General features: G+C 71.7%; 25 protein-coding genes and 5 tRNA genes. 21 read left to right on the top strand and 9 right to left on the bottom strand.

Going from position 1 to position 26,441, the window contains the following annotated elements; translation table 11 throughout:
* The first annotated feature begins 58 nt into the window (after positions 1-58).
* Together ABZ453_RS39010 and ABZ453_RS39005 are read left to right on the top strand one after the other, a co-directional pair.
* A complete protein-coding gene (locus ABZ453_RS39010; protein ID WP_359022851.1) occupies positions 59-610 on the top strand; it encodes a helix-turn-helix domain-containing protein in 552 nt (183 codons plus the stop codon).
* The gene (locus tag ABZ453_RS39005) at positions 607-2,130 is read left to right on the top strand and encodes an MFS transporter (RefSeq protein WP_359022849.1); all 1,524 of its coding nucleotides are present in this window, start codon (positions 607-609) and stop codon (positions 2,128-2,130) included. The genes ABZ453_RS39010 and ABZ453_RS39005 overlap by 4 nt, the downstream gene beginning before the upstream one ends.
* Positions 2,131-2,212: 82 nt before the next feature.
* Here ABZ453_RS39005 and ABZ453_RS39000 read toward each other — a convergent pair whose 3' ends face one another.
* Positions 2,213-2,884, bottom strand: coding sequence for a lysophospholipid acyltransferase family protein (locus ABZ453_RS39000; protein WP_133045042.1), 672 nt, complete (start codon positions 2,882-2,884; stop codon positions 2,213-2,215).
* A 330-nt stretch (positions 2,885-3,214) separates the two neighbouring features.
* On the opposite strand from ABZ453_RS39000, the gene ABZ453_RS38995 reads away from it, so the two are divergent.
* The 3 genes from ABZ453_RS38995 (at position 3,215) to ABZ453_RS38985 (ending at position 5,504) form a co-directional block, all read left to right on the top strand.
* Positions 3,215-4,378 (top strand): glycerophosphodiester phosphodiesterase, encoded by a 1,164-nt coding sequence (locus ABZ453_RS38995; protein WP_359022847.1) that lies wholly within the window; start codon positions 3,215-3,217, stop codon positions 4,376-4,378.
* Positions 4,379-4,453: 75 nt separating this feature from the next.
* Entirely contained in the window at positions 4,454-4,948 is a 495-nt protein-coding gene (locus ABZ453_RS38990; protein ID WP_359022845.1) for a sigma-70 family RNA polymerase sigma factor, read from the top strand.
* A gap of 58 nt (positions 4,949-5,006) precedes the next feature.
* Positions 5,007-5,504: a GNAT family N-acetyltransferase gene (locus ABZ453_RS38985; protein WP_359022843.1), complete on the top strand. Its 498-nt coding sequence runs from the start codon at positions 5,007-5,009 to the stop codon at positions 5,502-5,504.
* On the opposite strand, the gene ABZ453_RS38980 is transcribed toward ABZ453_RS38985, so the two are convergent.
* Complete coding sequence (locus ABZ453_RS38980) at positions 5,494-5,937, bottom strand: hypothetical protein (RefSeq protein ID WP_359022841.1); 444 nt, start codon at positions 5,935-5,937, stop codon at positions 5,494-5,496. The genes ABZ453_RS38985 and ABZ453_RS38980 overlap by 11 nt on opposite strands.
* The gene (locus ABZ453_RS38975) at positions 5,918-6,277 is read right to left on the bottom strand and encodes a hypothetical protein (RefSeq protein ID WP_359022839.1); all 360 of its coding nucleotides are present in this window, start codon (positions 6,275-6,277) and stop codon (positions 5,918-5,920) included. Before ABZ453_RS38975 ends, ABZ453_RS38980 begins: the two co-directional genes overlap by 20 nt.
* Positions 6,278-6,640: 363 nt before the next feature.
* On the opposite strand from ABZ453_RS38975, the gene ABZ453_RS38970 reads away from it, so the two are divergent.
* From ABZ453_RS38970 to ABZ453_RS38930, 9 genes are all read left to right on the top strand, one after another.
* Entirely contained in the window at positions 6,641-7,672 is a 1,032-nt protein-coding gene (locus tag ABZ453_RS38970) for an ATP-binding cassette domain-containing protein (RefSeq protein ID WP_359022837.1), read from the top strand.
* Complete coding sequence (locus tag ABZ453_RS38965; protein WP_359022835.1) at positions 7,669-8,406, top strand: methionine ABC transporter permease; 738 nt, start codon at positions 7,669-7,671, stop codon at positions 8,404-8,406. Before ABZ453_RS38970 ends, ABZ453_RS38965 begins: the two co-directional genes overlap by 4 nt.
* Before the next feature lie 77 nt (positions 8,407-8,483).
* Positions 8,484-9,320 carry a MetQ/NlpA family ABC transporter substrate-binding protein gene (locus ABZ453_RS38960; RefSeq protein WP_359022833.1) on the top strand — a complete coding sequence of 279 codons (837 nt, stop codon included), beginning with the start codon at positions 8,484-8,486 and terminating at the stop codon, positions 9,318-9,320.
* A gap of 163 nt (positions 9,321-9,483) precedes the next feature.
* On the top strand, positions 9,484-10,122 hold the full coding sequence (locus ABZ453_RS38955) for a GNAT family N-acetyltransferase (RefSeq protein ID WP_359022832.1): 639 nt from the start codon (positions 9,484-9,486) through the stop codon (positions 10,120-10,122).
* 68 nt (positions 10,123-10,190) lie between these two features.
* Entirely contained in the window at positions 10,191-11,402 is a 1,212-nt protein-coding gene (cbiE, locus tag ABZ453_RS38950; RefSeq protein ID WP_359022830.1) for a precorrin-6y C5,15-methyltransferase (decarboxylating) subunit CbiE, read from the top strand.
* A 390-nt stretch (positions 11,403-11,792) separates the two neighbouring features.
* Complete coding sequence (cobT, locus tag ABZ453_RS38945; protein ID WP_359022828.1) at positions 11,793-16,103, top strand: nicotinate-nucleotide--dimethylbenzimidazole phosphoribosyltransferase; 4,311 nt, start codon at positions 11,793-11,795, stop codon at positions 16,101-16,103.
* Between the two features lie 144 nt (positions 16,104-16,247).
* Positions 16,248-17,480, top strand: a complete 1,233-nt coding sequence (gene cobA, locus ABZ453_RS38940; protein ID WP_359022826.1) for a uroporphyrinogen-III C-methyltransferase — start codon at positions 16,248-16,250, stop codon at positions 17,478-17,480.
* A gap of 64 nt (positions 17,481-17,544) precedes the next feature.
* Positions 17,545-18,363 (top strand): RNA methyltransferase, encoded by an 819-nt coding sequence (locus ABZ453_RS38935; protein ID WP_240863337.1) that lies wholly within the window; start codon positions 17,545-17,547, stop codon positions 18,361-18,363.
* Positions 18,363-18,755, top strand: a complete 393-nt coding sequence (locus tag ABZ453_RS38930) for an NUDIX domain-containing protein (protein ID WP_133044925.1) — start codon at positions 18,363-18,365, stop codon at positions 18,753-18,755. Before ABZ453_RS38935 ends, ABZ453_RS38930 begins: the two co-directional genes overlap by 1 nt.
* 40 nt (positions 18,756-18,795) lie before the next feature.
* On the opposite strand, the gene ABZ453_RS38925 is transcribed toward ABZ453_RS38930, so the two are convergent.
* Complete coding sequence (locus ABZ453_RS38925) at positions 18,796-20,211, bottom strand: protein kinase (RefSeq protein WP_359022923.1); 1,416 nt, start codon at positions 20,209-20,211, stop codon at positions 18,796-18,798.
* A gap of 196 nt (positions 20,212-20,407) precedes the next feature.
* Here ABZ453_RS38925 and ABZ453_RS38920 point away from each other — a divergent pair, with 196 nt between their 5' ends.
* The 4 genes from ABZ453_RS38920 to ABZ453_RS38905 all read left to right on the top strand — a co-directional run bounded on the left by ABZ453_RS38920 (position 20,408) and on the right by ABZ453_RS38905 (position 22,886).
* Positions 20,408-20,683 (top strand): hypothetical protein, encoded by a 276-nt coding sequence (locus ABZ453_RS38920; protein ID WP_359022823.1) that lies wholly within the window; start codon positions 20,408-20,410, stop codon positions 20,681-20,683.
* Positions 20,684-20,880: 197 nt separating this feature from the next.
* Positions 20,881-21,078 (top strand): hypothetical protein, encoded by a 198-nt coding sequence (locus ABZ453_RS38915; RefSeq protein WP_356764376.1) that lies wholly within the window; start codon positions 20,881-20,883, stop codon positions 21,076-21,078.
* A gap of 465 nt (positions 21,079-21,543) precedes the next feature.
* Entirely contained in the window at positions 21,544-22,503 is a 960-nt protein-coding gene (locus ABZ453_RS38910; protein ID WP_359022820.1) for an aminoglycoside phosphotransferase family protein, read from the top strand.
* A gap of 80 nt (positions 22,504-22,583) precedes the next feature.
* Positions 22,584-22,886 (top strand): zf-TFIIB domain-containing protein, encoded by a 303-nt coding sequence (locus ABZ453_RS38905; protein WP_133044921.1) that lies wholly within the window; start codon positions 22,584-22,586, stop codon positions 22,884-22,886.
* A gap of 53 nt (positions 22,887-22,939) precedes the next feature.
* Here ABZ453_RS38905 and ABZ453_RS38900 read toward each other — a convergent pair.
* The 5 genes from ABZ453_RS38900 to ABZ453_RS38880 form a co-directional block, all read right to left on the bottom strand.
* A tRNA-Val gene (locus tag ABZ453_RS38900) sits at positions 22,940-23,011 on the bottom strand.
* Between the two features lie 58 nt (positions 23,012-23,069).
* Positions 23,070-23,141: transfer RNA gene (locus ABZ453_RS38895), tRNA-Val, on the bottom strand.
* A 23-nt stretch (positions 23,142-23,164) separates the two neighbouring features.
* A tRNA-Val gene (locus ABZ453_RS38890) sits at positions 23,165-23,236 on the bottom strand.
* Between the two features lies 1 nt (position 23,237).
* A tRNA-Cys gene (locus tag ABZ453_RS38885) sits at positions 23,238-23,311 on the bottom strand.
* Between the two features lie 39 nt (positions 23,312-23,350).
* Positions 23,351-23,423: transfer RNA gene (locus tag ABZ453_RS38880), tRNA-Gly, on the bottom strand.
* Between the two features lie 178 nt (positions 23,424-23,601).
* Here ABZ453_RS38880 and ABZ453_RS38875 point away from each other — a divergent pair.
* Genes ABZ453_RS38875 through ABZ453_RS38865 form a run of 3 tightly spaced genes read left to right on the top strand, consistent with a single transcriptional unit; the run spans position 23,602 to position 26,349 of the window.
* Positions 23,602-24,654, top strand: coding sequence for a chorismate-binding protein (locus tag ABZ453_RS38875; RefSeq protein WP_359022818.1), 1,053 nt, complete (start codon positions 23,602-23,604; stop codon positions 24,652-24,654).
* Positions 24,651-25,472, top strand: a complete 822-nt coding sequence (locus ABZ453_RS38870; RefSeq protein ID WP_359022816.1) for an aminodeoxychorismate lyase — start codon at positions 24,651-24,653, stop codon at positions 25,470-25,472. The genes ABZ453_RS38875 and ABZ453_RS38870 overlap by 4 nt, the downstream gene beginning before the upstream one ends.
* Before the next feature lie 52 nt (positions 25,473-25,524).
* Positions 25,525-26,349 (top strand): GNAT family N-acetyltransferase, encoded by an 825-nt coding sequence (locus tag ABZ453_RS38865; RefSeq protein ID WP_359022814.1) that lies wholly within the window; start codon positions 25,525-25,527, stop codon positions 26,347-26,349.
* Positions 26,350-26,441 lie beyond the last annotated feature (92 nt).

Genomic DNA, 26,441 nt, shown 5'->3' with positions numbered 1-26,441 from the left:
GTGAGTCACACATGCATCGAATGAGACAAAAATGTCTCACATGGGCTATGCTTGTCTCATGCCTGTCGATCGTGCCCACGTCCTGCGCTCCGCCGCGGCCCTGCTGACCCGCAAGTCCACCGCCACGATGGACGAGGTCGCGAAGGCGGCGGGGATCAGCCGCGCCACCCTGCACCGCCACTTCGCGGGGCGTGACGCGCTGGTACGGGCGCTGGAGTCGCTCGGGATCACCGAGTGCGAGGCCGCCCTGGACGCGGCCCGCGTGGACGAGGGCCCCGCGGCCGACGCCGTACGGCGGATGGTCGTGGCGATCGAACCGGCGGCCGCCCTGCTCGCCTTCCTCTACACCGAGAACCAGTTGTTCGAGGGGGAGGAGCAGAACACCGGCTGGACCCGGATCGACGACCGCATCTCCGCGCTGTTCCGGCGCGGGCAGGAAAGCGGTGCCTTCCGCATCGACCTGACCCCCGCCTGGCTCACCGAGGCGCTCTACGGCCTGCTGGCCTCCGGCGCCTGGGCCGTGATGGAGGGCCGGGTGGCCCGCAAGGACTTCACCTTCATGATCACCGAGTTGTTGCTCGGTGGCGCACTGCGGAGAGAGGAATCATGACCAGCACCCTGCAGCCGGCGACCACGACCGAGGCGGTGAAGCGCCCGGGCCGCTGGCTCGCGCTGTCCGTCCTCGTGCTCGCCGTGCTGCTGGTGGCCGTCGACGCGACCGTCCTCGGTCTCGCGACCCCGTACATCAGCGAGGACCTGAGGCCCACGGGCACCCAGCTGTTGTGGATCGGCGACGTCTACTCGTTCGTCATCGCCGGTCTGCTCGTCTCGATGGGAAGCCTCGGCGACCGCATCGGCCGCAAGCGGATCCTGCTCGGCGGCGCCACGGCGTTCGGCGCGATATCCGTCCTCAACGCCTATGCCACGACACCCGAGTTGATGATCCTGGCCCGCGCCCTGCTCGGCGTCGCGGGCGCGACGCTCATGCCCGCGACCCTCGCCCTGATCCGCAACATCTTCCACGACCCGCGCGAGCGCAGTCTCGCGATCGGCATCTGGGGCGCGACGGCCTCCGCGGGCACGGCGGTCGGCCCGATCGCCGGCGGCTTCCTGCTCGAGCACTTCTGGTGGGGCTCGGTCTTCCTGATCAACCTGCCCGTGATGGCGGTCCTGGTGCTGGTCGGCATCCGCACCCTCCCGGAGTCCAGGAACCCCCACCCGGGTCCCTGGGACCTGACCAGCGTCGCCCTGTCACTCATCGGCGTGATCGGCGTCGTCTACGCGGTCAAGGAGGCGGCGGCCCACGGCTTCACGTGGGCGACTCTCGCCGCGGGCGCCCTCGGCGCGGCGGCCCTGACCTGGTTCGTCCGGCGCCAGCTCACCCTTGCCACCCCACTGCTGGACATGCGGCTGTTCCGCAACCGGGGCTTCAGCGCCGCGGTCCTGGCCGACCTGCTGACCATCCTCGGCATGTCGGGTCTGGTCTTCTTCCTGTCCCAGTATCTGCAACTGGTGCAGGGCAGGCGCCCGTTCGAGGCGGGCCTGGCCGAACTCCCCGCCGCGGTCGGCGCGGTGGCGGCGGGCCTGGTCGCGGGCCGGACGGCTCGCCGCTTCTCGGTCCGCGCGGTGGTCTCCGGCGGCCTCGCGGCGGTGGGCCTGGCCCTGGCTGCCCTGACCCTGATCACCGAGTCGACCGGCTACCCCTTGCTCGGCACGGCCCTGCTCGTGGTGGGCGTCGGCGCCGGCTTCTCCTTCACTGTCACGGCCGACGTCATCCTCTCCGCCGTACCGAAGGACCAGGCAGGCGCGGCCTCAGCGGTCTCGGAAACGGCCTACGAACTGGGCGCGGCCCTGGGCATCGCGATCCTGGGGACGATCGTGACGGGCGTGTACCGAGGCTTCCCGTCTCCGCCGGGCACGCCTTCAGGGGCCCACGAGTCACTGGGCGGAGCGGTGGAAGCGGCGCAGGGCATGTCAGGCACGAGCGCTCAGCAACTGCTCTCTGCGGCGCGAGATGCCTTCGTGGACGGCCTGTCCCTCGCAGCGGGCGCAGGTGCAATCGTGTTGCTGTCGACGGCGATCGCAGCATGGTTCATGCTCCGAGGCCAACGGCTCGACAGCGCCTCGTAAGGGGCGCGGGACTGTGTCGGTGTGCGGCTACCGCCGCGTGGGCGCGAACAACCCCCAACAACCCGCACCCGACAACGAGCCCTCAAGCAGCCTTGGCCTTCGTCGCATACATGTCCACATACTCCTGCCCCGACAACCGCATGACCTCGGCCATCACGGAATCCGTCACGGCCCGCAGCACATACCGGTCCCGGTCCATCCCGTCGTACCGCGAGAACTCCATCGCCTCACCGAACCGGACGGTCACCTTCCCGGGCCGCGGCATACCCGCGCCCCCCGGCTGCAACTTGTCCGTGCCGATCATCGCGAACGGAACGACGGGCGCACCGGTCATCAGGGTGAGGCGCGCGATGCCCGTACGCCCGCGGTACAGCCGCCCGTCGGGGGACCGCGTGCCCTCCGGGTAGATCCCGAAGACCTTGCCCTCCTCCAGCACGCGCCGCCCGGTCATCAACGCGGCCACGCCGCCGCGCCCGCCGTCCCGGTCCACCGGGATCATGCCGACCCCGGTGAAGAACCAGGCCATCAGCCGTCCCTTGAGGGTCTTGCCGGTGACGTACTCGTCCTTGCCGATGAAGAACACCTGCCGGTCGCAGACGAGCGGAAGGATCATCGAGTCGATGAACGTGAGGTGGTTGCCGGCCAGGATGACCGGGCCGTCGCCCGGGATGTGCTCCACGCCCTCCACCTGTGGGCGGAACATCAGGCGCATGATCGGTCCGAGCACTGCCTTGATGAGCGCGAAGCGGGACAACGGGCCCTCCGGTGTCAAGCGGTTCTGTATGAGTCTGTGCAGGTGAGGACGATACTCGCGGTCCCCGGCGTCGTGCACATCGGGGACACGGCGTTCACCGAGGTCTTACGCACTGTTGACGTTGGTTCACCTGCGGTGACACCGCGTCTCCGGCCCGTAACCGGCCCGGAACCGTGTGACGGAAGTCGCCCCGTTCAGACGCGTCCGCCCTTACGGCTTACGACATTCCGAGTCACCCACCTGTTCCGGTTCAGGCCTCCCTCGCGTCATGTCGACCCACCTACCATCGCGCCGGACACAGACGACGGACCGACGCCGGCGGAGGCGCTCATGGGAACGCAGGAGAACGGGCAGACAGGCGGCACCGGGCGGCGCGCGCTCCTCGGCGCGGCGGTGCTGGGCGCGGGCGGAGCCGTACTGGGCCTGTCCGGCACGGCGAGAGCGTCGGGCGCCGGCCACACCGGCGGCGGATTGAAGAGCCTGCCCAAGCCGACGATCATCGGTCACCGCGGCGCCAGCGGCTACCGGCCCGAGCACACCTTCGGCTCCTACGACCTCGCCCTCGACCTGGGCGCCGACATCGTCGAGGCCGGCGACCTGGTGCCCACCAAGGACGGTCATCTGGTGTGCCGGCACGAGCCGGAGATCGGCGGGACGACGAACGTCGCCGACCACCCCGAGTTCGCCGGCCGCAAGACCACCAAGGTCCTCGACGGCGTCTCCACCACCGGCTGGTTCACCGAGGACTTCACGCTCGCCGAGCTGAAGACGCTGCGCGCGATCGAGCGCATCCCGGCCAACCGCCCGCACAACACCCTCTACAACGGCCGCTGGGAGATTCCCACCTTCGAGGAAGTCCTGAAGTGGCAGGACGAGCAGACCCGCAAGCGCGGCAAGCAGGTCTGGATCTACCCCGAGACCAAGCACCCCACCTACTTCCGCAAGCTGGGCCTTGGCCTGGAGGAGCGGGTCGCCAAGCTGCTGCACAAGTACGGCAAGGACAAGCGGAACTCGCCGGTCATCCTGCAGTCCTTCGAGCCGAGCAGCATCCAGCGGCTGAACACGCTGGTCGACAATCCGCTGGTCGTCCTGCTCTCCGGGGCGGCCACCCGTCCCTGGGACTTCGTCGAGGCCGGTGACCCGCGCACCGTCGCCGACCTGATCACCCCCAAGGGGCTCAGGGAGATCGCGGGCTACGCGCAGGGCCTCGGCCCGACCCTCGACCTGATCATCACCAAGAAGGCGGACGGCAGCCTCGACAAGCCGACCACCCTGGTCTCCGACGCGCACAAGGTCGGCCTGATCCTGCACCCCTACACCATGCGCAACGAGAACCCCTTCCTGCCCGCCGAGTTCCGCGAGGGCACGGCCGCCGACGGCTACGGCGACCCCTTCGGCGCCTTCACGGCGTACTTCGCCACCGGCATCGACGGCGTCTTCACCGACAACGCCGACACGGGCGTGCTGGCCCGCGCCGACTTCGTCAACGGATGAGCGTCCGGCTCCGGTTGGGGTGAACAGCCGGCCGCCCGGGCAACCCACCGCCCGGGCGGCCGCGTCGTGCCGCATATGACGCACGATCTCCTCGCCACCCTGCGCCCCCTGCTCACCGCCGAGGCCTCGGCCGAGGCACATGCCTCCGGTACGGAACCCGCCGACCTGGAACAGGCGGTCTGGCTCCGGCTGCTGGAGCGTCTCGACTCCGCCGGGCCGCCCCGCGACCCGCACGGCTGGCTGCGCCGGGCCGTCCGCTCCGAGGTGCGCCGCAGCCGCCGTACGAACCGTCTCGAAAGGCCGTACGCCGACGAGCCCGTGGACGACACCGGCCGTGACCCCGAGCACCTCGCCCTCGCCGCCGCCCGCGGGCGGGCCCTGCGGGACGCGGTCCGCCGCCTTCCCGGGCGCTGTCCGCGTCTGCTGGAGGCGCTGCTCTCGCCGAAAGACCTGACATACCGGGAAATCGCGGGGGAGTTGGGTATCTCACAAGGAAGTCTCGGCCCGGAACGCTCCAGATGTCTGGGATGTCTTCGCCGTTTGCTCACATCGGAGGTTGCGGCCCGCTGAGCGCGGGGATAGGAGTGAGGGACAACGTGGCGATCAGGTGAGCGGGAGGCGTGCGCACATGGGCATGAGCGTGACCATCTCGGTGGCGACCGAGCAGGACGTGGAGCAGATCTTCAGGCTGCAGTACCTGTGCTTCCAGAGCGAGGCGGCGCTGTACGGCAACTACCGCATCGACCCGCTCGTCCAGAGTCTGGACTCGGTCCGCCAGGAGGTGGCCTCCGACTGCGTCTTCGTCGCGCGCCTCGGCGAGGAGGTGGTCGGTTCGGTGCGCGGTCACGTCACCGAGGACGGCTCCGCCTCCATCGGCAAGCTCTGCGTCCACCCCCGTCTGCAGGGCCACGGCATCGGAGCGCGGCTGCTGCGCGCCGCCGAGACGGCCCTGGTGGAGGAGCGCGGTGCCAAGCGGTTCCGGCTGCACACCGGCCATCGCAGCGAGGGCAACCTCCGCCTGTACCGCCGCGTCGGCTACGAGACGGTCGGTACCTCCCAGGGTGCCGACGGCGTACCGATGATCGTCCTGGAGAAGCCGGCCGAGGCCTACGCCACTACGGCGTGACGGCGCGGTTCCTGCGCAGCCAGTACAGCGCCGAGATCGGCAGCAGCACCGGGATGAACACGTACCCCATGCCGTAGTCCGACCACACCGTCGCGTCCGGGAAGGCCGACTTGTCGACCAGCGTCCAGGTGCCGACGATCAGCACGCCCGCGAGTTCGGCGGCGCAGCAGAACTGCGCCGCCTTGCGGGCCGTCTCCCCGCCGCGCACCAGCGTGTACGTGATGAAGCCGTAGACGACGCCGGCGACGGCGGACAGCGAGTAGGCGAGCGGGGCCCGGTCGAACTCGGTCGCGATCTGGTAGACGGAGCGCGAGACCGCACCGACGACCATCACGCCGTAGAACCAGACGAGCAGCATGCCCGGCCCGCTGATCAACCGTGTCCTGGTCGGCTTCTCCTCCGTCACGGCCACCTCAGCCTCCCCAGATGTCATAGAGCCGCACCTCGAGCACGGCCAGCACCACACCGCCGGCGGCCACCGTCACCGAACCCCAGCGGGTGCGCTCCGCGAGCGACATGAAGCCCGCCGCCGGCACGCACGCGAAGGCGCCCAGCAGATACGCCACGAAGATCGTCGTCCCCTGCTCCGGCTTCTCGCCGCGCGCCAGCAGCACGATCCCGACCCCCAGCTGCACCACGGCCAGCAGCGACACCACGGCCATGCCGATGAAGTGCCAGTCCTTGGTCGGCTGGTCCCGATAGGCGGCCCAGCCGCACCAGGCGGCGAGCAGCAGCGCGGCGACCCCGGTCACCAGGGTCAGGACGGTGAGCATGTCGTGACCTTATTACGGCGGAAATGGTCCGTCGCCGCCGACCCCTGTCCAGCACTGTCCGCCATGTGGACAACGCGTTCTTGGCCGCTCCCATACGTCTGCTTTACTGATCGCATGACCACGACGAGCTGCCGCACCCATGCGACCGAGGCGACCATGACGCCCGGTGCTCGTTGTACGTGTCGAATGTGCGCCTTCTAGAGGGCCCCCGCACCACCCCGAGTCTCGCCCCCCGAAGCGAGCCGCCGCGGCATGTCCCCGCGTCCTGAGCGACGCGTGTGACCGACCCGCCCCCGCGCACGACTTTCCTCCCGTACCCGGGCACACCCACGCCCGCGTACTCGACAGTGACGGAAAACCCCAGTGATCACGACTTCAGGCCTGACCAAGGTCTACCGCTCACGCGGCCGTGAGGTCACCGCCCTGGACGGCGTCGACCTGCATGTCCGCGAAGGCGAGGTGTACGGCGTCATCGGCCAGTCCGGCGCCGGCAAGTCCTCCCTCATCCGCTGCGTCAACCTGCTGGAACGCCCCACCTCCGGCACGGTCACCGTCGCCGGTCAGGACCTCACCGCCCTCGCGGGACGCGGTCCCCGGGCCGGCAAGGAGCTGCGGCGGGCGCGCAGCCGCATCGGCATGGTCTTCCAGCACTTCAACCTGCTCTCCTCGCGCACCGTCCAGGACAACGTCGAACTGCCCCTGGAGATCCTCGGCACCTCAGGTCGGGAGCGCTCGCGCAAGGCGCTGGAACTGCTGGAACTCGTCGGCCTCGCCGACAAGGCGAGCGCCTACCCCGCCCAGCTCTCCGGCGGCCAGAAGCAGCGGGTCGGCATCGCCCGCGCCCTGGCCGGCGACCCCGAGGTGCTGCTGTCCGACGAGGCCACCAGCGCCCTCGACCCGGGGACCACCCGCTCCATCCTCCAGCTGCTGCGCGACCTCAACCGGCAGCTCGGCCTCACCGTCCTGCTCATCACCCACGAGATGGACGTCGTGAAGTCGGTCTGCGACTCGGCCGCGCTGATGGAGAACGGCCGCATCGTCGAGTCCGGCACGGTCGGCGAACTGCTCGCCACCCCCGGCTCCGAACTGGCCTCCGCGCTCTTCCCGGTCGACGGCGACGCCACCGGCGAGGACCGCACGGTCGTCGACGTCACCTTCCAGGGCGAGGCCGCCACGCAGCCCGTGATCTCCCAGCTCTCGCGCACCTACAACATCGACATATCGATCCTCGGCGCCGCCATCGACACCGTCGGCGGCCTCCAGGTCGGCCGGATGCGCATCGAACTGCCCGGCCGCTACGAGGACAACGTCGTACCGATCGGCTTCCTGCGCGAACAGGGCCTGCGGATCGACATCGTGGGCGCGCCCCAGCTGGTGAAGGAAGGTGCCGAGTGACCTGGTCCGAGATGCAGCCCCTGCTGTCCCAGGCGTGTTGGGACACCCTCTACATGGTCGGCTGGTCCACCCTGATCGCCGTCGTCGGCGGGCTTCCGCTCGGCATCCTGCTCGTCCTCACCGACCGGGGCGGACTGCTGCAGAACGTCCTCGCCAACAAGGTCATCGGGCAGGTCGTGAACATCGCCCGCTCGATGCCGTTCATCATCCTCATGGTCGCGCTGATGACCTTCACCCGCTGGATCACCGGCACGACCATCGGCCGCGAGGCCGCCATCGTGCCGCTGGCCATCGGCGCCATCCCCTTCTTCGCCCGCCTGGTCGAGACGGCTGTCCGCGAAGTGGACGGCGGTCTCGTCGAGGCCGTGCAGTCGATGGGCGGCAACACCTGGACGATCGTCCGCAAGGTCCTCGTACCGGAGGCCCTGCCCTCGCTGATCGCCAGCACCACGACCACCATCGTCGCCCTCATCGGCTACTCCGCCATGGCCGGCACGGTCGGTGCCGGCGGACTCGGCGACATCGCCATCCGCTACGGCTACCAGCGCTTCGAGACCGAGTTGATGTGGATCACCGTGGCGATCCTCGCCGTGGTCATCTCCGTCATCCAGTTCGCCGGCGACTTCGCGGCCCGCTCGCTGCACTCCCGGGGCGGACGCTCCGGACCCGTGCCGAAGCTGCGGCTGCTGAAGGCCGAGGAGCCGGCCGCGGCCGACGTCGCCAAGGTCTCGTAGGCGCCGCCGGCGCCCCTCTCGGACTCCCCGCACCACCGACCGCGGGGTCACTGCACCCAAAAGGAAAGGCACTTTTCGTGCGTAACACCGCAAAGCTGAGCACCGCCGTCCTCGCCGCCGGAGCCCTCACCTTCGGGCTCACCGCCTGCGGGTCGGGCTCGGACTCGGCATCGAGCTCCTCCGACTACAGCGGACCGCTGGTCGTCGCCGCGAGCCCCACCCCGCACGCCGAGATCCTGAACTACGTGAAGGACAACCTGGCGAAGAAGGCCGGACTCGACCTGGAGGTCAAGGAGTTCCAGGACTACATCGTCCCGAACACCGCCACCGAGGACGGCTCCGTCGACGCCAACTACTTCCAGAACCAGCCCTACCTCGACGACTTCAACACCAAGCGCGGCACCCACATCGTGCCCGTCGTCACGGTGCACCTGGAGCCGCTCGGCCTCTACTCCCACAAGGTCAAGAAGGCCGACGCCCTCAAGAGCGGCGCGACGATCGCCGTCCCGAACGACGCGGTGAACGAGGCACGCGCCCTCAAGCTGCTCGCCGCGAACGGCCTCATCACGCTCAAGGACGGCGCCGGCAACGAGGCGACCCCGCAGGACATCGCCAAGAACCCCGGGAACCTGAAGTTCAAGGAAGTCGAGGCGGCCCAGACCGCGCGCTCCCTGGACGACGTGGACGCCGCCGTCGTCAACGGCAACTACGCCATCTCCGCGGGCATCAAGCCCGCCAAGGACGCACTCGTCCTGGAGTCCGCGAAGAACAGCCCGTACGGCAACTTCCTCGCGGTGAAGAAGGGCAACGAGAAGGACCCGCGCGTGAAGAAGCTCGCCAAGCTGCTCACCTCGCCCGAGGTGAAGAAGTTCATCGAGGACAAGTACCAGGGCTCGGTCATCCCGTCCTTCTGAGCCGGGGCGTTCTGTGCCGACGGCACGTATACGGCGTATCGGCACGCACGGGGTCCACGCGCTTACTTGCAGTGGACCCCGTGGTGCGGTTCCGGGGGGCCATGCTGCATGCTGGGCAGTTCAGCAGGACCCTGAACATTTTCCAGCGGTTACGGAGCGGCGCATGGCGAGCACCTTCCCCAACATCTCCATCAGCACGGAGCGGTTGGTGCTGCGTCCATTCGACGAGGACGACACGTCCGCGCTGGTCGAGATGATGAACGACGAGCAGGTCGTCGCCTGGACCTCCGCCCCGCACCCCTACACCGAGGCCGACGCCCACCGCTGGGCCACCCAACTCGCCCCGGCCGAACGGACCGAGGGCCGTGGCATCGTCTTCGCGGTGACGGAGTTCCTCACCCAACGCCTCGTCGGCATCGTGCACCTCCGGAACACGGACTGGCGCGTCCGCTCCACCGAGATCGCCTACGTCATCGCCCCCTGGGCCCGTGGCGAGGGCTACGCCTCGGAAGCGGCGCTCGTCACCGCCCAGTGGCTCTTCCAGGACCAGAAGTTCGAGCGCCTGGAGCTGCGCACCGCCGCCGACAACACCGCCTCCCAGCAGGTGGCCCAGAAGATCGGCTGCATCAGCGAGGGCATCCTGCGCAACGCCTGGATAGCCCGTGCCAGGACCGGTGACGGCGAATGGGCCGACGTACGCACCGACGTCATCGTCTGGAGCCTCCTGCCGGAGGACCTCGCCGGAGTCAGCGAACAACTGGCTGACACCGGTGGTTTCACCTCCTTCACCGACTGGAACTGAACCCTGGGGGCACCGAGAGGTACCCTCACGGAGCCCGACCTGCGTAAATCCCCTGGAGACCGACGACTATGGCCGACCGCGTCACGGTGATCGGGTGGGACGGATCGCCGCTGACCGCCGCGGCACGCTCCGCCCTGGGCGCCGCGACCCTGGTGGCCGGTGCCGCCCACCATCTGGCGCTGCCCGAGGTACCGCCCCACGCCGAACGCATCCGGCTCGGCAGCGTCGCCCTCGCCGCCCGCCGCGTCGCCCGCCACCGCGGCACCGCGGTCGTCATCGCGGACGGCGACCCCGGCTTCTTCGGCGTCGTACGGACCCTGCGCGCACCCGAGTTCGGCCTCGAGGTGGAGGTGGTCCCCGCCGTCTCCTCCGTCGCCGCCGCCTTCGCCCGCGCCGGCATGCCCTGGGACGACGCACAAGTGGTCGTCGCCCACCGCCGCACCCTGCGACGCGCGGTGAACGTGTGCCGCGCCCACACCAAGGTCGCCGTCCTCACCTCACCCGGCGCCGGCCCCGCCGAACTCGGCCTGCTCATGGAGGGCGTGCACCGCACCTTCGTCATCTGCGAGGAACTCGGCACCGAACGCGAACAGGTCACCGTCGTCACCTCCGACAAGGCCGCCGACCACACCTGGCGCGACCCGAACGTCGTCATCGTCGTCGGCGGCACCGCCGGCCCCGCGGACGGCGGCGGCTGGATCGCCGGCCGCGACCCCGCCGCGGCCCCCCGCGGCTGGACGCTGCCCGCCGAGTCCTACGGCGGTCTCATGGGCGAGGGCGAACTGGAACCGCTGCGCGCCGCCCAACTCGCCCGGCTCGGCCCGCGCGTCGGCGACCTGGTGTGGGACATCGGCTGCGGCAGCGGTGCGTTCGCCACCGAGGCCGCCCGCGCCGGCGCCGCCGTCATCGCCGTCGACCACGACCCGCGCGCCTGCGAACGGACCGATGCCAACGCGCGCGCCTTCGGACTCCAGCTCCAGGTCGTGCAGGGCACCGCCCCGCACGTACTGGAGAACCTCCCCGAGCCCGACGTCGTGCGCGTCGGCGGCGGGGGAGCGGCCGTGGTCTCCGCGGTCGCCGACCGACGGCCACAGCGCATCGTCACCCACGCGGCCACCCGCGACGAGGCCGAACTCATCGGCCGGGACCTCACCGAGCACGGCTACCGGGTCGAGTGCGCCCTGCTGCAGTCCGTCGAACTCGACACCAGGGCCTGGACGGAGACGGAGCGGAGCGTCGCGTTCCTGCTCAGCGGCGCGCTCCCGGAGCGCGCCCCGTGATTCCACTGCCGTCCCAGTGATCCTGTTTTCTTCCCTCCCGGTGATCCGCTCGTCGTACCGCTCGCGGTAGGCTGGCCGACCGTCGTACCGCACCGGGTGGCCCGGCGTTTCGTTCGTCAATGTCCGGAAAACGCGCCCCTTTTGGGGTGGGTGTGGTACGCCGAAACCGGAGGACGCGCAACGTGGCGCAGTCCACAGCGGACCGTCGCGGATCAAGCTGTCGCGACGGCGGGACGACCGGGACAATGCCACTGAATGGCTTTGTCGCCTTTTACGGGCGGGTCGTTCGTGCCGCTGGGCACGCACGCTCGTTCTTCACTGCGGGGGCGGTCGGTGCGCCGTTCCCGGTGGCTGGACCGAGAAGCACTAACCGATGGGCGAGGGGTACGCATGACCGACACCGGCCAGGTCCCGGGCGAGGGACTGCCGGAGAACTCAGGCATGGTGGAACAGCCGGGCGTTCCCGCGCACGGTGCGTACACCTACCTCTCCGAGACCACCGCCGAGGACGAAGACCTGTTGCTGCTGCCGGGCGCGCAGAGCCCCTGGGGCAACGAGGTCGCCCCGCCCGCGCCCGAGCCGGTCGTCGAGACCGTGCACGAGCCGGGCCCGCACGAGACGGCGGGCCGCGACAGCGGCTCGGTCGACCTCGGCGGCGTCCGCCTGCCCGACCCGGCCCCGGCGCCCGCGGCCCCGTCCGTGCCGATCCCGCCGATCACCCCGCGCCGCCCGCTGCACCTCGGCCCGCCCACCCCCGACGCGTCCGCCAGCCCGGTCCGCTCCCTCGCCGACCGCGGCCCCGCGGGCGCCCCGGTCCGCCACCCCGGTCCGCCGACGGTCGGCCCCGAATACCTCGACGCGCCCCCGCAGGGTGCGGCCCCCTGGGGCGCCCCGCCCCAGCCCTCGGTGGCCCCCGGGACACCGGCTGCGGAAACGGTTGTTCCGTCCCCGAGCCACCCCGCGGAGCCCCTGGGCGCCGCCCAGGCGGTGATGGCCCGCATCACGACCGAGGCCACTGCCGTCCAGGGACAGGAGACCGGGTACGTCGCGCAGGGCGAGTTCGCCCAGGCCATGACCGGAGCCGAGAACACGCAGGCCGCGGCGGGGCACGGCGGGGAACTCGGCCGTCCGGAGCCTGCTGCGGGGAACGCCCATGGTGCTGCGACCCAGCACGGTGAGCCACTGGCCGAGGCCGGGCAGGGCGACGCCGTCGCCCCCGGTGCCGGGAGCGGCCCGAACGACCAGAGCGGCCCGAGCGGACTGAGCTCGCAGGCCGGCGAACTCGGCCATGGCGAGGAGCCTGGGCAGGGCGCTGTGCCAGACCACGGCGTCCAGCCCGGGCAGGGCGATCTGGTCGGCCATGGCGCGCAGCCCGAGCACGGCAGTGCGCTTGGTCACGGTGAGGAGCCTGGGCAGGGCGGTGTGCTCGGACATGGCGCGGAGTCCGGACACGAGGGTGAGCCTGGTCAGGGCCTGGAGGTCGGACAGGTCGCTCGGCCCGGCCATGCCGAGGAGCCCGGACAGGGCGGTGTGCCCGGTCACGGTGTGGAGTCCGGAAACGAGAGTGAGCCGGGCCAGGGTGCGGAGGCCGGCCAGGTCGCCGACCCCGGCCATGGCGCCGAGTCCGGGCATGGCGCCGTGCCCGGTGATGCCGCCCAGTCCGCGCTGAGCGCCGCGCTCGCGCATGGTGTCGGCTCCGGGCCGGACGGCGAGGTCGCTCTCGGCGGTTCCGTCGTGGCGTCCGCGGACGCCGACAGTGCCGCGCACAGCTCGCAGAGCGGTCAGCTCGGGGCCGCCCCCGGCTCCGCGGACGGCGGGCCCGTGACGGCCGGCGTCGTGGCAGCCGGGCACCCGGTCGCGGACGGCTCCGCCGCTGCCCGTGGAGAGGGCGCGGGTGCCGTGCCCACCCCGGAAGCCGTCGCTGAGCAGGCCGATACGACCGCTTCGGTTCCCGAGGCGGAGCCGGCTCCCCGCGCCGAAGGCGACCCGCACGGCGGGCCGGCCGACGAGGCCGCGCCTGCCGCGCAGACCGTGGCGGCCCTGGGAGGCGAGGCCGGCCCGGACGCCGATCGGCTCACGGAGGCCGTACCGGTTCCGGCAACCGAGCCGGCCGAGGACGCTCAGCCCGCGGCACTCGCGAGTGACCACCAGCTCGCCGAGCTCGCGGCGCCCGAAAGCGATCAGGAGAGCGGCGTCGGCGGATCCGAGGCCGGCGATGTGTCCGACACGGTCGAGGCCATCCAGGCGCCGGAGGTCATGGCGCCGGACGCCGGCCAGGCCGCGGACTCCGCCGACCTCGCGCCCGCCCAGCCGACCGACACGGCCGTACCGACGCAGGGCCCCGACACCGCCGTAACCCCCGAAGCTCCGGAGAGCACCCCCTTCCCGGCGGCTCCCCACACGTCTCACCCGGCGGACGGTTCTCCGGCGCCGGCCGAGGACACGGTTTCCACGGATGTCCCCGCGCGGTCCCAGCACGTGGACAGACAGCCCGCCCCGGGCCTGGAGCCGATCACGCCCGCCGACCTCCAGGTCGTAGCGGCCGCGAGCCCGATCCCGGACCCGGCGACCGCCCTTCAGGGCCCCGTAATGAACGCCCCGGAGCACCACGCTTCCCTCTCGGCGGACTTGGCGAACGCGCCCCAGCCCGTAGCCGTCACAGACTCCGCGGACTCCGCCGTAACGGCCACCGAGGAGCAGCCCGGACTCACGGCGGAGCCCCAAGCCGGCCAGTCCCTCGGGCAGTTCGTCCCCGTGGAGGGCTCGGTCCCGACCACGCCCCATCTCGCGCCGACCCCGCCCCACGCGCTCACCCTCCCCCCGGAGGACGCGCCGGAGGCGGTCGCGCCGGTCCCCGCCCCGCGCGAGGCCGATCCCGAACTCGTACAGCACGCGGACGACCTGGACACCCGGGCCGCCGACCAGGAAGAGAGCACGGCCCCCGTGGAAGAAGTCCGCCAGTCCACCGGCCCGGCCGCGCCCGCCTACGACGACGCCGAGCGCGAGGCCGTGCTGAAGGTGATGCGCGAACGACGCGACATCCGCAACGGCTTCCGCGCCGACCCCATCCCGCACGAGGTGCTGCTCCGCGTCCTGGAGGCCGCGCACACCGCCCCGTCCGTGGGCCACTCGCAGCCCTGGGACTTCGTCGTCATCCGCTCCGCCGACACCCGGCGCAGCATGCACGAACTGGCCATGCGCCAGCGGGACGCGTACGCGAAGTCGCTCCCCAAGGGGCGGGCCAAGCAGTTCAAGGAACTGAAGATCGAGGCCATCCTCGACACCCCGGTGAACATCGTCGTCACCGCCGACCCGACCCGCGGCGGCCGGCACACCCTCGGCCGGCACACCCAGCCGCAGATGGCGCCGTACTCCGCCGCCCTCGCCGTCGAGAACCTCTGGCTCGCCGCACGCGCCGAAGGCCTCGGCGTCGGCTGGGTCAGCTTCTTCGACGAGCGGGAGATGGTCCGCGCGCTGGGTCTGCCCGAGCATCTGGAGGTCATCGCCTACCTGTGCGTCGGCTACGTCGACGAGTTCCCGGACGAGCCCGAGCTGATGCAGGCCGGCTGGTCCAAGCGCCGTCCGCTGTCCTGGGTCGTGCACGAGGAGACGTACGGCCGCCGTGCCCTGCCCGGTGAGGAGCCGCACGACCTGCTCTCCGAGACCGTCGCCCAGATCCGCCCGCTGGACGCCAAGGCGCTCGGCGAGGCCTGGGAGCGGCAGAAGCGGATGACCAAACCGGCCGGCGCGCTCGGCATGCTGGAGATCATCTCCGCCCAGCTGTCCGGGCTGTCCCGCCAGTGCCCGCCGCCGATCCCGGAGCCCGCGGCCGTCGCGATCTTCGCCGGCGACCACGGCGTGCACGCCCAGGGCGTCACCCCCTGGCCGCAGGAGGTCACCGCCCAGATGGTGGCCAACTTCCTCGGCGGCGGAGCGGTCTGCAACGCCTTCGCGGGTCAGGTCGGCGCCGAGGTGTGCGTCGTGGACGTCGGTGTCGCCTCCGACCTTCCCGCGACCCCGGGCCTGCTGCCCCGCAAGGTCCGCGCCGGCACGTCCGACATGACCACGGGCCCCGCCATGACCCGCGAGGAGGCCAGGCAGGCCATCGAGGTCGGCATCGAGACGGCCCGTGACCTGGTGGCGGCCGGCAACAAGGCGCTGCTGACCGGCGAGATGGGCATCGCGAACACCACCGCGTCCGCCGCGCTCATCTCGGTGTTCACGGACACCGACCCCGCCGAGGTCACCGGCCGCGGCACCGGCATCAACGACGAGACGCTGGCCCGCAAGACCGAGGTCGTGCGGCGCGCCATCGAACTCCACCAGCCGGACCCGGCCGACCCCATCGGCGTGCTCGCCGCGATCGGCGGCTTCGAACACGCGGCGATGGTGGGCCTGTTGCTCGGCGGCGCCTCCCTGCGCACGCCGGTCATCCTGGACGGCGTCAGCGCCGGCGCCGCCGCCCTGGTGGCCCGCGCCATCGCCCCCGAGGTCCTCGCGGCCTGCATCGCCGGTCACCGCAGTGCCGAGCCCGGCCATGTGGCGGCCCTCAACAAGCTGGGCCTGCGCCCCCTGGTCGACCTCGACCTCCGGCTCGGCGAGGGCACGGGCGCCCTGCTCGCCCTGCCGCTGGTGCAGAGCACGGCCCGGGCCATGCACGAGGTGGCGACCTTCGACTCCGCGGGCGTCACCGAGAAGTAGCTCCCGTACCGGGGTGGGGTACGCGCTCCTGCGCGCGTCCCACCCCGGCCGTACGCTGAACCCCATCATCGAAATCCGCACGTCAGGGCTGCTCCAGTGCCGTAGCGCCCATCGCATTGCCAGCAGGACGAGGAGCCGCACCTCATGGCCGAACACCCCGCCTACCCCGTAGGTCTCCGCCTCTTGGGCCGCAAAGTGGTCGTGCTCGGCGGCGGCCAGGTCGCCCAGCGCCGGCTGCCGGCCCTGATCGCGGCGGGCGCGGACGTCCTGCTCGTCTCCCCGGAGGCGACCCCCTCCGTCGAGGCGATGGCGGACGCGGGTGAGATCACCTGGGCGAGGCGCCCCTACGAGGAGGGCGACCTCGCCGACGCCTGGTACGCCCTCATCGCCACCGGCGACCGCGAGGCGAACACCCGGGCCTCCGCCGAGGCCGAACGCCACCGGGTGTGGTGCGTGCGCTCCGACGACGCCGAGGCCGCGACGGCCTGGACGCCGGCCACCGGCCACAGCGAGGGCGTCACCGTCGCCGTCCTGACCACCGACACGCACAGCCCTGACCCGCGCCGCACCGCGGCCATCCGCGACGCGGTCGTCGAGGGGCTGCGCGACGGTACCCTCGTCGCCCCGCACCACCGCGGCCGCACACCCGGCGTCGCCCTCGTCGGCGGCGGACCCGGCGACCCGGACCTCATCACCGTCCGCGGCCGCCGGCTGCTGGCCGAGGCCGACGTCGTCATCGCCGACCACCTCGGCCCGCGCGACCTGCTCGCCGAACTGCCGCCGCACGTCGAGGTGATCGACGCGGCGAAGCTGCCCTACGGCCGCTTCATGGCCCAGGAGGCCATCAACAACGCGCTGATCGAGCACGCCAAACAGGGCAGGTCGGTCGTCCGGCTCAAGGGCGGCGACCCCTTCGTCTTCGGCCGCGGCATGGAGGAGATCCAGGCGCTCGCCGAGGCCGGCATCCCCTGCACGGTCGTCCCCGGCATCTCCAGCTCCATCTCGGTGCCGGGCGCGGCCGGCATCTCGGTCACCCACCGCGGGCTCGCGCAGGCGTTCACCGTGGTCAGCGGGCATGTCGCCCCCGACGACGAGCGGTCGCTGATCGACTGGCCGGCGCTGGCGAAGGTGTCCGGCACGCTGGTGGTCCTCATGGGCGTCGACAAGATCGGGAAGATCGCCGAGACCCTGGTCGCCCACGGCAAGGCCCCGGAGACCCCGGTCGCCCTGGTCCAGGAGGGAACCACGGCCGCCCAGCGCCGGGTGGACGCGACCCTCGCGACGGTCGCGGAGGCGGTCCGTACGCACGGGGTGAAGGCGCCGTCGGTCATCGTCATCGGTGAGGTCGTGGGAGTGGGCCCGCGAGCGGTCGAGTAACCCCGGGTAACACAACCCGTTCCGAGCCGTTGGCACCACACCCAGGACAAGGCAGTATCACCCTGTGGCCGATCTCATCACCGTCGAGGATCCCGACGACCCCCGCCTGCGCGACTACACGGGCCTGACCGACGTGGAACTGCGCCGCAAACGAGAACCGGCCGAGGGCCTGTTCATCGCCGAGGGCGAGAAGGTCATCAGACGTGCCAAGGACGCCGGGTACGAGATGCGCTCGATGCTGCTGTCCGCCAAGTGGGTCGACGTGATGCGGGACGTCATCGACGAACTCCCGGCGCCCGTGTACGCGGTCAGCCCCGAGCTCGCCGAGCAGGTCACCGGCTACCACGTGCACCGCGGCGCACTCGCCTCCATGCAGCGCAAACCCCTGCCCACGGCCGCCGAACTCCTGCAGACCACCCGCCGGGTCGTCGTCATGGAGTCGGTCAACGACCACACCAACATCGGTGCGATCTTCCGCTCGGCCGCGGCCCTCGGCATGGACGCGGTCCTGCTGTCCCCGGACTGCGCCGACCCCCTCTACCGCCGCAGCGTCAAGGTCTCCATGGGCGCGGTCTTCTCCGTGCCCTACGCCCGCCTCGACACCTGGCCCAAAGGTCTGGAGTCGGTCCGCGAGGCCGGCTTCACCCTCCTCGCGCTCACCCCGGACGAGAAGGCGAGATCCCTCGACGAGGCCGCCCCGCACAAGATGGACCGCGTCGCCCTGATGCTCGGCGCCGAGGGGGACGGCCTGTCCACCCAGGCCCTGGTCGCCGCCGACGAATGGGTCCGCATCCCGATGTCCCACGGCGTGGACTCCCTGAACGTGGGCGCGGCGGCCGCGGTCGCCTTCTACGCGGTGGCCACCGGCCGCCCCCAGGGCTGATGGCGCAGCGCGAGGCGATCGTCGCGGTCCTGCGCCGCGGCGACCGCGTCCTGGCGATATGCCGCGCCGCGTCGGTCGCCCGCCCCGGCTACTGGCAGCCCCTGAGCGGCAAGGTCGAACCGGGGGAGACCCAGCGGGAGGCCGTCGTCCGGGAGATCAGGGAAGAGGTCGGCCTCACCGCCGTACCCCTCGCCAAGGTCTGGGAGTCCGACACCGACGACGGCGTGTTCCGCCTCCACTGGTGGACGGCGGACGCACCCACCGGCGAGGTGGTCCCCGACCCGGCCGAGGTCGCCGACTTCCGCTGGGTCACCCCGGAGGAGTTCCTGACTCTGACCCCCGTCTTCGAGGGCGACCTGGAGTTCTTCGAGCGCATCCTTCCGGGGCTGTGACGTCTGGCTCTGCCGTCAGCAACGTGCCCGGACGGCGCGCCTATGCGCGCCCCGGCTCCCCGGCCTGACGCTGCTGCTCCTGTACGACACCCCGGCCGCCGCCCAGGCCGTGCGCCGGCCCCTGGCAGCCCTGTGCCGCGGCGATGCCGAGCGCGACCAGCAGTGTCACGACGACGAAGACGAACAGCCGCTGCCGCAGCAGCCGCGGATTGGCCGGACGCCGGCCCGTCCCCGTGGTCCTGGGCGCCGGACGCCCCGTACCACTGCGCGGTGCGGGCCGGTTCCCGCTGCCGGAGCGGGTGCCGCCCCGCGAGGCCGGCGTGGGCCGCGCGCCGGAGCGCGCGGAGCCACCCCGCGAGGAAGGCGCCGCGCCGTTCCGTGCCGCACCGCCCGGGCCGGAGACGCCGGAGTCCCGCGATCCACTGCCCGGACCCGCGGGACCGGAACCCCGCGAGGGAACCCCACCGCCCCGCACCGGAGCCGAACCCCGGGACGAGGGCGAGGTACCCCTCGGCGGCGGCGTCCCCTGCGGGCGCCGCTGCTGGTCGGGATAGGTGTCGGCGAGCCGCCCGGTGGGCCGGTCCGCCTCCGCGGCACGCGGCGAGGGCGGCCCTGCCTCACCGAGCCCCTGCGCCTCGCGCGCGGCGATCTCCTTCAGACGCAGCGACAGCTGCAGCGTGCTGGGCCGCTCCTCCGGGTCCTTCGCCAGACAGGCCCGCACCAGCGGAGCCAGGGCGTCCGGTACGCCGTGCAGCTGCGGCTCCTCGTGCACCACCCGGTACAGCATCACCTCGGAACTGCCGTGTCCGAAGGGCGAGTCGGCCATGGCGGCGTACGCCAGGGTCGCGCCCAGGGAGAAGACGTCCGTGGCCGGCGTGACCGTGGCCCCGCGCACCTGCTCGGGCGCGAGGAAGCCCGGCGAGCCGACGGCCGTGCCGACATGGGTGAGCGTCGACGCCCCGGTCGCCCAGGCGATGCCGAAGTCGATGATCCGCGGCCCCTTGGGGGACAGCAGGATGTTGGACGGCTTGAGATCCCGGTGCACCACGCCGGCCTCGTGCACCGCGACCAGCCCCTCCGACAGGGCGGCCCCGATCGCGGCGACCTCGGCCGCGCTCAGCGAACCCTCGTCGGCGACCTTGTCGTGCAGCGAGGGCCCGGGCACGTACTGGGTGGCGAACCAGGGCCGGTCGGCCTCCAGATCGGCGGCGACCAGCCGGGCCGTGCACCCGCCCCGGATCCGCCGCGCGGCCGACACCTCACGCGCGAACCGCGAGCGGAACTCCTGATCCTCCGCCAGGTCCGGCCGGATGACCTTCAGTGCGACCCGCTGCCCCTTCTTGTCGGAGCCCAGGTACACAACGCCCATCCCACCCGCGCCGAGCCGTCTGTGAAGCTTGAACGAGCCGACGACGCGCGGGTCCTCGCGCCTCAGGCGCATCATCGCCATGTTCATCCCCGCTGCCCGGTCCGTGTGACGTGGCACAGCTTACGTTTCCACGGCCGCCCGCGCGCAGAGGCCGCGCCCTCTCGTCCCGATCGATTGTCAGTGCCGGGTGGGAGACTTGAAGGGTGGTCAGGGGGCCCGGAACCAACCGCACTTCATGCCTGCCGGTCTCCCAACCATCCATCACAGAAGGGGGATTGAACCCGTGAAGGGTGATCGCGTGGAGATAGTGGTGGACGCGGGGGACACGACCCGCACTTACGAGGTGGTGGCGAGCAGAGCGGGCCGCAGGGTGGAGACGGCGGTACGGCGCGGTGTCGTGGAAGTGAGCGAAGTCACCCGCAACGGCTCCGTGGTCCGCACGGCCCGCTTCATGGCCAACCGGGTCCTGGCGCTGGTGGAGCAGCCGGTACCCAGGGAGGACAGTTCGGAAAAGCCGGTACACGGCGGGCGTCCCCTCGGGGAAGACCCTGAGACCTAGGTCCCCGTCTCCACCCAGGGGAGTACTCACCACCGCACGGCTCATCCTCCGGGAGGCCCGGCAATCGGTACGAGGGCATGACGTGCGAAGAGCGCCGGAAGCCTAGATTTGAGGTCAAGCGGCGGGTGCAGCACTCGTCCCCCGAGGTCAGACACCCGCCGCTGCCAACGACAACTGAGACGGTCAGGAGAGGGACCATGGCTCTGACGGCACCGCGGACACAGTTCCGCAGGCTGGAGCGCACGACGCTCCGTCCGCGTCGCACGGGCCGGCGCCACCCGTTGGTGGCGACGATCATGGTCCTCCCCCTGGCGGCCCTGCTCTTCTTCGTCTTCGACGGCTGGGAGACAGTGGCCACACAGGCGTCGTCCGTGGGCGTGATGCTGGGGCGCTGAGCGGCGACCCCAGGCCCGGAAGAGCGGTCCGGGCGGGGACATCCACCCATGAAACCCCGTGGGGACGGGGGTGCGGCGGACGGCAAAAATGCCGGCGCAGCTGGGGAGCTGCGCCGGCATTGCTTTTTCCCGTCTCCGGCTGCCGGTTCATGCGTCTTCAGCCCGTCCGGCGTTCGAGGACGGGGCCCGAAGGACCGATCGGGTCCGGGGCGGAGCGCTGATGGGGTCGAGAGGCCCAGCCCCGATGGGCTCGAGAGGCGGAACCCCGATGGGGTCCAGGGGCGCAGCCCCGGCGGGGGTCCAGGGGGCGGAGCCCGCCTGAGAGCGGGGTCGAAGGGGCGGCAGCCCCTGGAGGATGGGACGGGTAGGGGCGGCGGGGGCGAGAAACCCCAGCCACAGCGCCACCCGCCCCACCCCCCGTACGCTTCCGCCAGCAACACACCCCGCCCCAGGGAGCCACACCCCGTGACCACCCCCCTGCTCCCCGACCTCACCACCCAACTCAAGGCCAAGGCCCACACTCTCACCCCCAACCCCGCCCCCACCTGCCCCTGCCCCACCACCACCCTCGCCGACCGCCCCGACACCACGGTCGTCCGCCACGCGAACACCGTCGCCAAGGCGCACGCCCCCAACACGTCCCACACCACGCTCACCCCACGCCTCAAAACCGCCGCCCACCTCCCCAGCCTCTTCCTCCCTCCCCTCACCTCCACCCCCACCGCCCTGCACAACCGCCTCGTCACCTTCTGGCCCTACGGCACCCCCGTGGACCCGGACGACCCAGACGCCGCCCCCTGGGAAGCCGCCGCCACCCTTCTCGCCCACCTCCACCGCACCCCACCCCCCACCCCCGTCCCACCCATGCGCGGCCCCGCCAAGGCGGCCCACGCCATCGCCCGCCTCATCAGCGCCACCGCGACCGCCGCCGCACCCCACTCCGCCGCACGCCTGGTCCTCCGCGCCTGGCACACCCTCCCCGCCTGGGCCCGCGCCGAGGCCCCGATGCCGGACGCCACCACCCTCTGCCACGGCGACCTCCACCTCGGCCAGCTCGTCCGCCACCCCGCCCCCGACGGCCCCTGGCGCCTCATCGACGTCGACGACCTCGGCACCGGCGTCCCCGCCTGGGACCTCGCCCGCCCGGCGGCCTGGTACGCCTGCGGTCTCCTCCCGCCGGACGAGTGGACCCGCTTCCTCGACACCTATCGTGCGGAAGGCGGCACGGCCGTCCCCGCCACGGGCGACCCCTGGCCCGCGCTGGACACCACGGCCCGCGCCCTCACCGTCCAGACCGCCGCCCGGGCCGTCACCAAGGCGATCACGGAGGACCGCCGCCTGGATGAGATCGAGATGTCGGTGATCGACGCATGTGCCCGAATGGGTTCCGTCCCGCCGCAGTTGCCCCCCGATTCCGCGAAGTAAGGTGCAACCGAGCGCGCCAGGACGGAGTCTGTCCTGGGGAAACGCGAAGCAGGACCGACGGGCGAGGAGTTGAGCCGAGCATGCAGTGTCCGAAGTGCCATGCGCCGATGCACACGTACAACCGCAACGGCGTCCAGATCGAGCAGTGCAGCGGCTGCCGGGGGATCTTTCTCGACTACGGCGAGCTGGAGGCGCTGACCCGCCTGGAGTCGCAGTGGTCCCAGCCGGCGCCGCCGCCCCCGCCCGCCCCGCAGGCCTACCCGGCCCCGCCCGCGCCCGCATGGGGCGCCCCGCACGGCGGCCACGGAGGCGGTCACTACGGAGGCCACCACGGCGGTCACCACCGCCACAAGAGCTTCGGTCACATGCTGTTCTCCAGCTGACGTCCGGCACACGAAGAAGCCCCCGGCCGCAGGGCCGGGGGCTTCTTCGTGTGTGGACGATACTGGGATTGAACCAGTGACCTCTTCCGTGTCAGGGAAGCGCTCTCCCGCTGAGCTAATCGTCCTCGGTACGTGATCGACAGCCGAGTCGAAGCCGAGGCCGAAAAGATCACATGTACTGCGTGCGCGATACTGGGATTGAACCAGTGACCTCTTCCGTGTCAGGGAAGCGCTCTCCCGCTGAGCTAATCGCGCGGGTCGAAGCCGTGAGGCTCCAGTGGACGATACTGGGATTGAACCAGTGACCTCTTCCGTGTCAGGGAAGCGCTCTCCCGCTGAGCTAATCGTCCTTGGAGGTGGAGACGGGATTTGAACCCGTGTAGACGGCTTTGCAGGCCGTTGCCTCGCCTCTCGGCCACTCCACCAGGAGTGCGGGGGTCCGGGAAGATCCCCTTGATCCTTCGAGCGGACGACGAGGCTCGAACTCGCGACCTCAACCTTGGCAAGGTTGCGCTCTACCAACTGAGCTACGTCCGCTTGTCGTTTCGTTCCGCTCCCGCGGCCCGGCGACGTGTTGAACTCTAGCGGATTCCCGGGCCAGTACAAAAACGCGTTTGCGCAGCGTGCTGCGCTGCGCCTGCTCACGGGCGTGGCCTGGGCATCCGCGGGGACATGCCGAGGTCACCTTTCGGACACCCACCCTAGACTCGACGGCGTGCTCGACCTACCTCCCCTCGCCCGCTTCGGCACCCGCGTCGCCACCGGCCTCCTCGACGTCACCAGCGACCCCGCGGCCCTCGACTCCACCGGTTTCTGGGCCGTCGTCGCGGACTTCGAGGGCCGTCTGACCTGCGCCCGCTTCCGGGACGTACGACAGGAGCCGGTGCCCGCGCCGGTGCCGGGGGAGTGGCGGGGACCCGGGCCCGGTGACTGGACGTCCTCCCTCGACCGCGCCGCGTACACGGCCGGTGTGCGCCGGATCCGGGAGCACATCGAGGCCGGCGAGGTCTACCAGGCGAACCTCTGCCGGGTGCTGACCGCACCCGTCGCGCCGGACGCCGACGTGGACGCCCTCACCGCGCTGCTGGCCCGCGGCAACCCGGCGCCGTACGCGGGAACGATCCGGCTGCCCGGGTACGGCGTCGAGATCGCCACCGCCTCGCCCGAACTGTTCCTGCGCCGCGACGGGCGGATCGTCGAGTCCGGGCCGATCAAGGGCACCGGGCGCACCGAGGCGGACCTGCTGGAGAAGGACTACGCCGAGAACGTGATGATCGTGGACCTGGTCCGCAACGACATCGGGCGTGTGTGCGCCACCGGCAGCGTCACCGTTCCCGACCTGTGCGCGGTGGAGAAGCACCCGGGCCTGGTCCACCTCGTCTCCACGGTCCGCGGCGAGCTGGGCGCCGGTGCCGGCTGGCCCGAGCTGCTGACGGCGGCCTTTCCGCCCGGCTCCGTCACCGGCGCCCCCAAGTCCAGCGCCCTGCGGATCATCGACGTCCTGGAGACCGCCCCCCGCGGCCCGTACTGCGGAGGCATCGGCTGGGTGGACGCCGACCGGGGGAGAGGGGAGCTGGCCGTCGGCATCCGTACGTTCTGGATCGACCGGGCTTCCGACGGCACGGCCGTGCTGCGGTTCGGGACCGGTGCCGGGATCACCTGGGGTTCCGATCCCGAGGGGGAGTGGCGGGAGACCGAGCTGAAGGCGGCCCGACTGCTGGAGGTAGCGTCGGGCAGAGACCTGGTGAGCGGAGAGGGACTGACGTGAAGATCTGGCTCGACGGCGGGCTGAGGGACATCGAGTCCGCCCGCGTGTCCGTGTTCGACCACGGGCTGACGGTGGGCGACGGCATCTTCGAGACGGTGAAGACGGTGGACGGCAGGCCGTTCGCGCTGACCCGCCATCTCGACCGGCTGACCCGCTCGGCCCGCGGCCTCGGTCTGCCCGACCCCGACCACGAGGAGATCCGCCGCGCCTGCGCCGCCGTACTTCAGGCCAACCCGCTACCCCTCGGCCGGCTGCGCATCACCTACACCGGCGGCCACGGCCCCCTCGGCTCCGACCGCGGCGAGCATGGCCCGACCCTCGTGGTCGCCCTCGGCGAGACCGCCCGCCGCCCGGATTCCACGGCCGTCATCACCGTCCCCTGGACCCGCAACGAACGCGGCGCCCTGGCCGGCCTGAAGACGACCTCGTACGCCGAGAACGTCGTCGCGCTCGCCCGCGCCCACCAACACGGCGCCTCCGAGGCCCTGTTCGCCAACACCGTCGGCCAACTCTGCGAGGGCACCGGGTCGAACGTCTTCGTCGTCCTCGACGGTGAGATCCACACCCCGCCGCTCGCCTCCGGCTGTCTCGCGGGCATCACGCGCGCGTTGGCGGTCGAGTGGACCGGGGCCAGGGAGAGCGACCTGCCGCTGGACGTCCTGGAGCGGGCCGACGAGGTCTTCCTCACCTCCAGCCTGCGCGACGTCCAGGCCGTCCACCGCGTCGACGACCGCGAACTGCCGGGCGCGGCGGGCCCGGTGACGGCCAAGGCCATGCGGATCTTCGACGAGCGGTCCGGCGCCGACCTGGACCCGTGAGGCCCGGGAAAACGGGCTGACGCGAGCCTGCCGGGCGGGTAGAACACCCCTGATGACCACGACCCTGCGGCCGACCGAGCCGCTTCAGCGCCACGCGGACGGCACACAGTCGCGCCGCTACCAGGTCTGTGTGAACAGTCGTCCCGTGGGCGGGATACGGCTGTCCACGGACCCCGGCTTCGGCCCGACGGTGGCCCGGCTGACCGAGCTGCGCATCGAGGAGCCGGACCGCAGACGCGGACGCGGCACGGTGGCGGTGCTGGCCGCGGAGGAGATCGCCCGGGCCTGGGGCTGCAAGCGCGTCGAGGCACCCGTCCCCGGCGAGGCGGAGGGAGCCCTGCGCCTCGCCACGGCACTCGGCTACGTCCGCAGGAGCCGGAACATGGTCAAGCGGCTGGGGCCGACCCCGCCGGAACTGCCCACGGGGAGCTCGGCCCGGCCCATGACCGAGGCGGAGTACGGCCCTTGGATCGAGTACCAGGCCGAGCAGTATGTCCGCAGCATGGTCGAGCGGGGAGTGTCCGCCGAGGAGGCTCGCAAGAAGGCCGTCGAGGGCCACGCCACGTTCCTGCCCGACGGTCTGGCCAGCGAGAACACCCTGATCAGCGTGTTGGAGCACGAGGGCGTGCCGGTCGGGACGCTGTGGGTGGGGCTGTGGTCGGAGATGGCGTACGTGCTCGATGTCGAGGCGGACGCCCGCCGGCGCGGCCGCGGCCACGGACGGGCGCTCATGCTGCTCGCCGAGATCCAGGCGATCGCCGCCGAAAAGGACCGGATCGGCCTGCACGTCTTCGCCGGCAACGCCCCGGCCGAGCGGCTCTATGAGTCGCTCGGCTACGAGACCACCTCCCACAACCTGCAGAAGGATCTGATCTAGCCTCGATCTTGCATGAGGGTCCGTCAGCTTGCTGACGGACCCTTTCGGCTCGTTCAGGGCAGAGATTTCTCGGGTGGGCAGGCCGGTGGCCC

The sequence above is a fragment of the Streptomyces sp. NPDC005799 genome (genome assembly GCF_040630525.1).
Taxonomy (GTDB): Bacteria; Actinomycetota; Actinomycetes; order Streptomycetales; family Streptomycetaceae; genus Streptomyces; species Streptomyces griseorubiginosus_B.
Note: the sequence above shows the minus strand (reverse complement) of the source record. Positions and strands in the feature narration are given on the sequence as shown.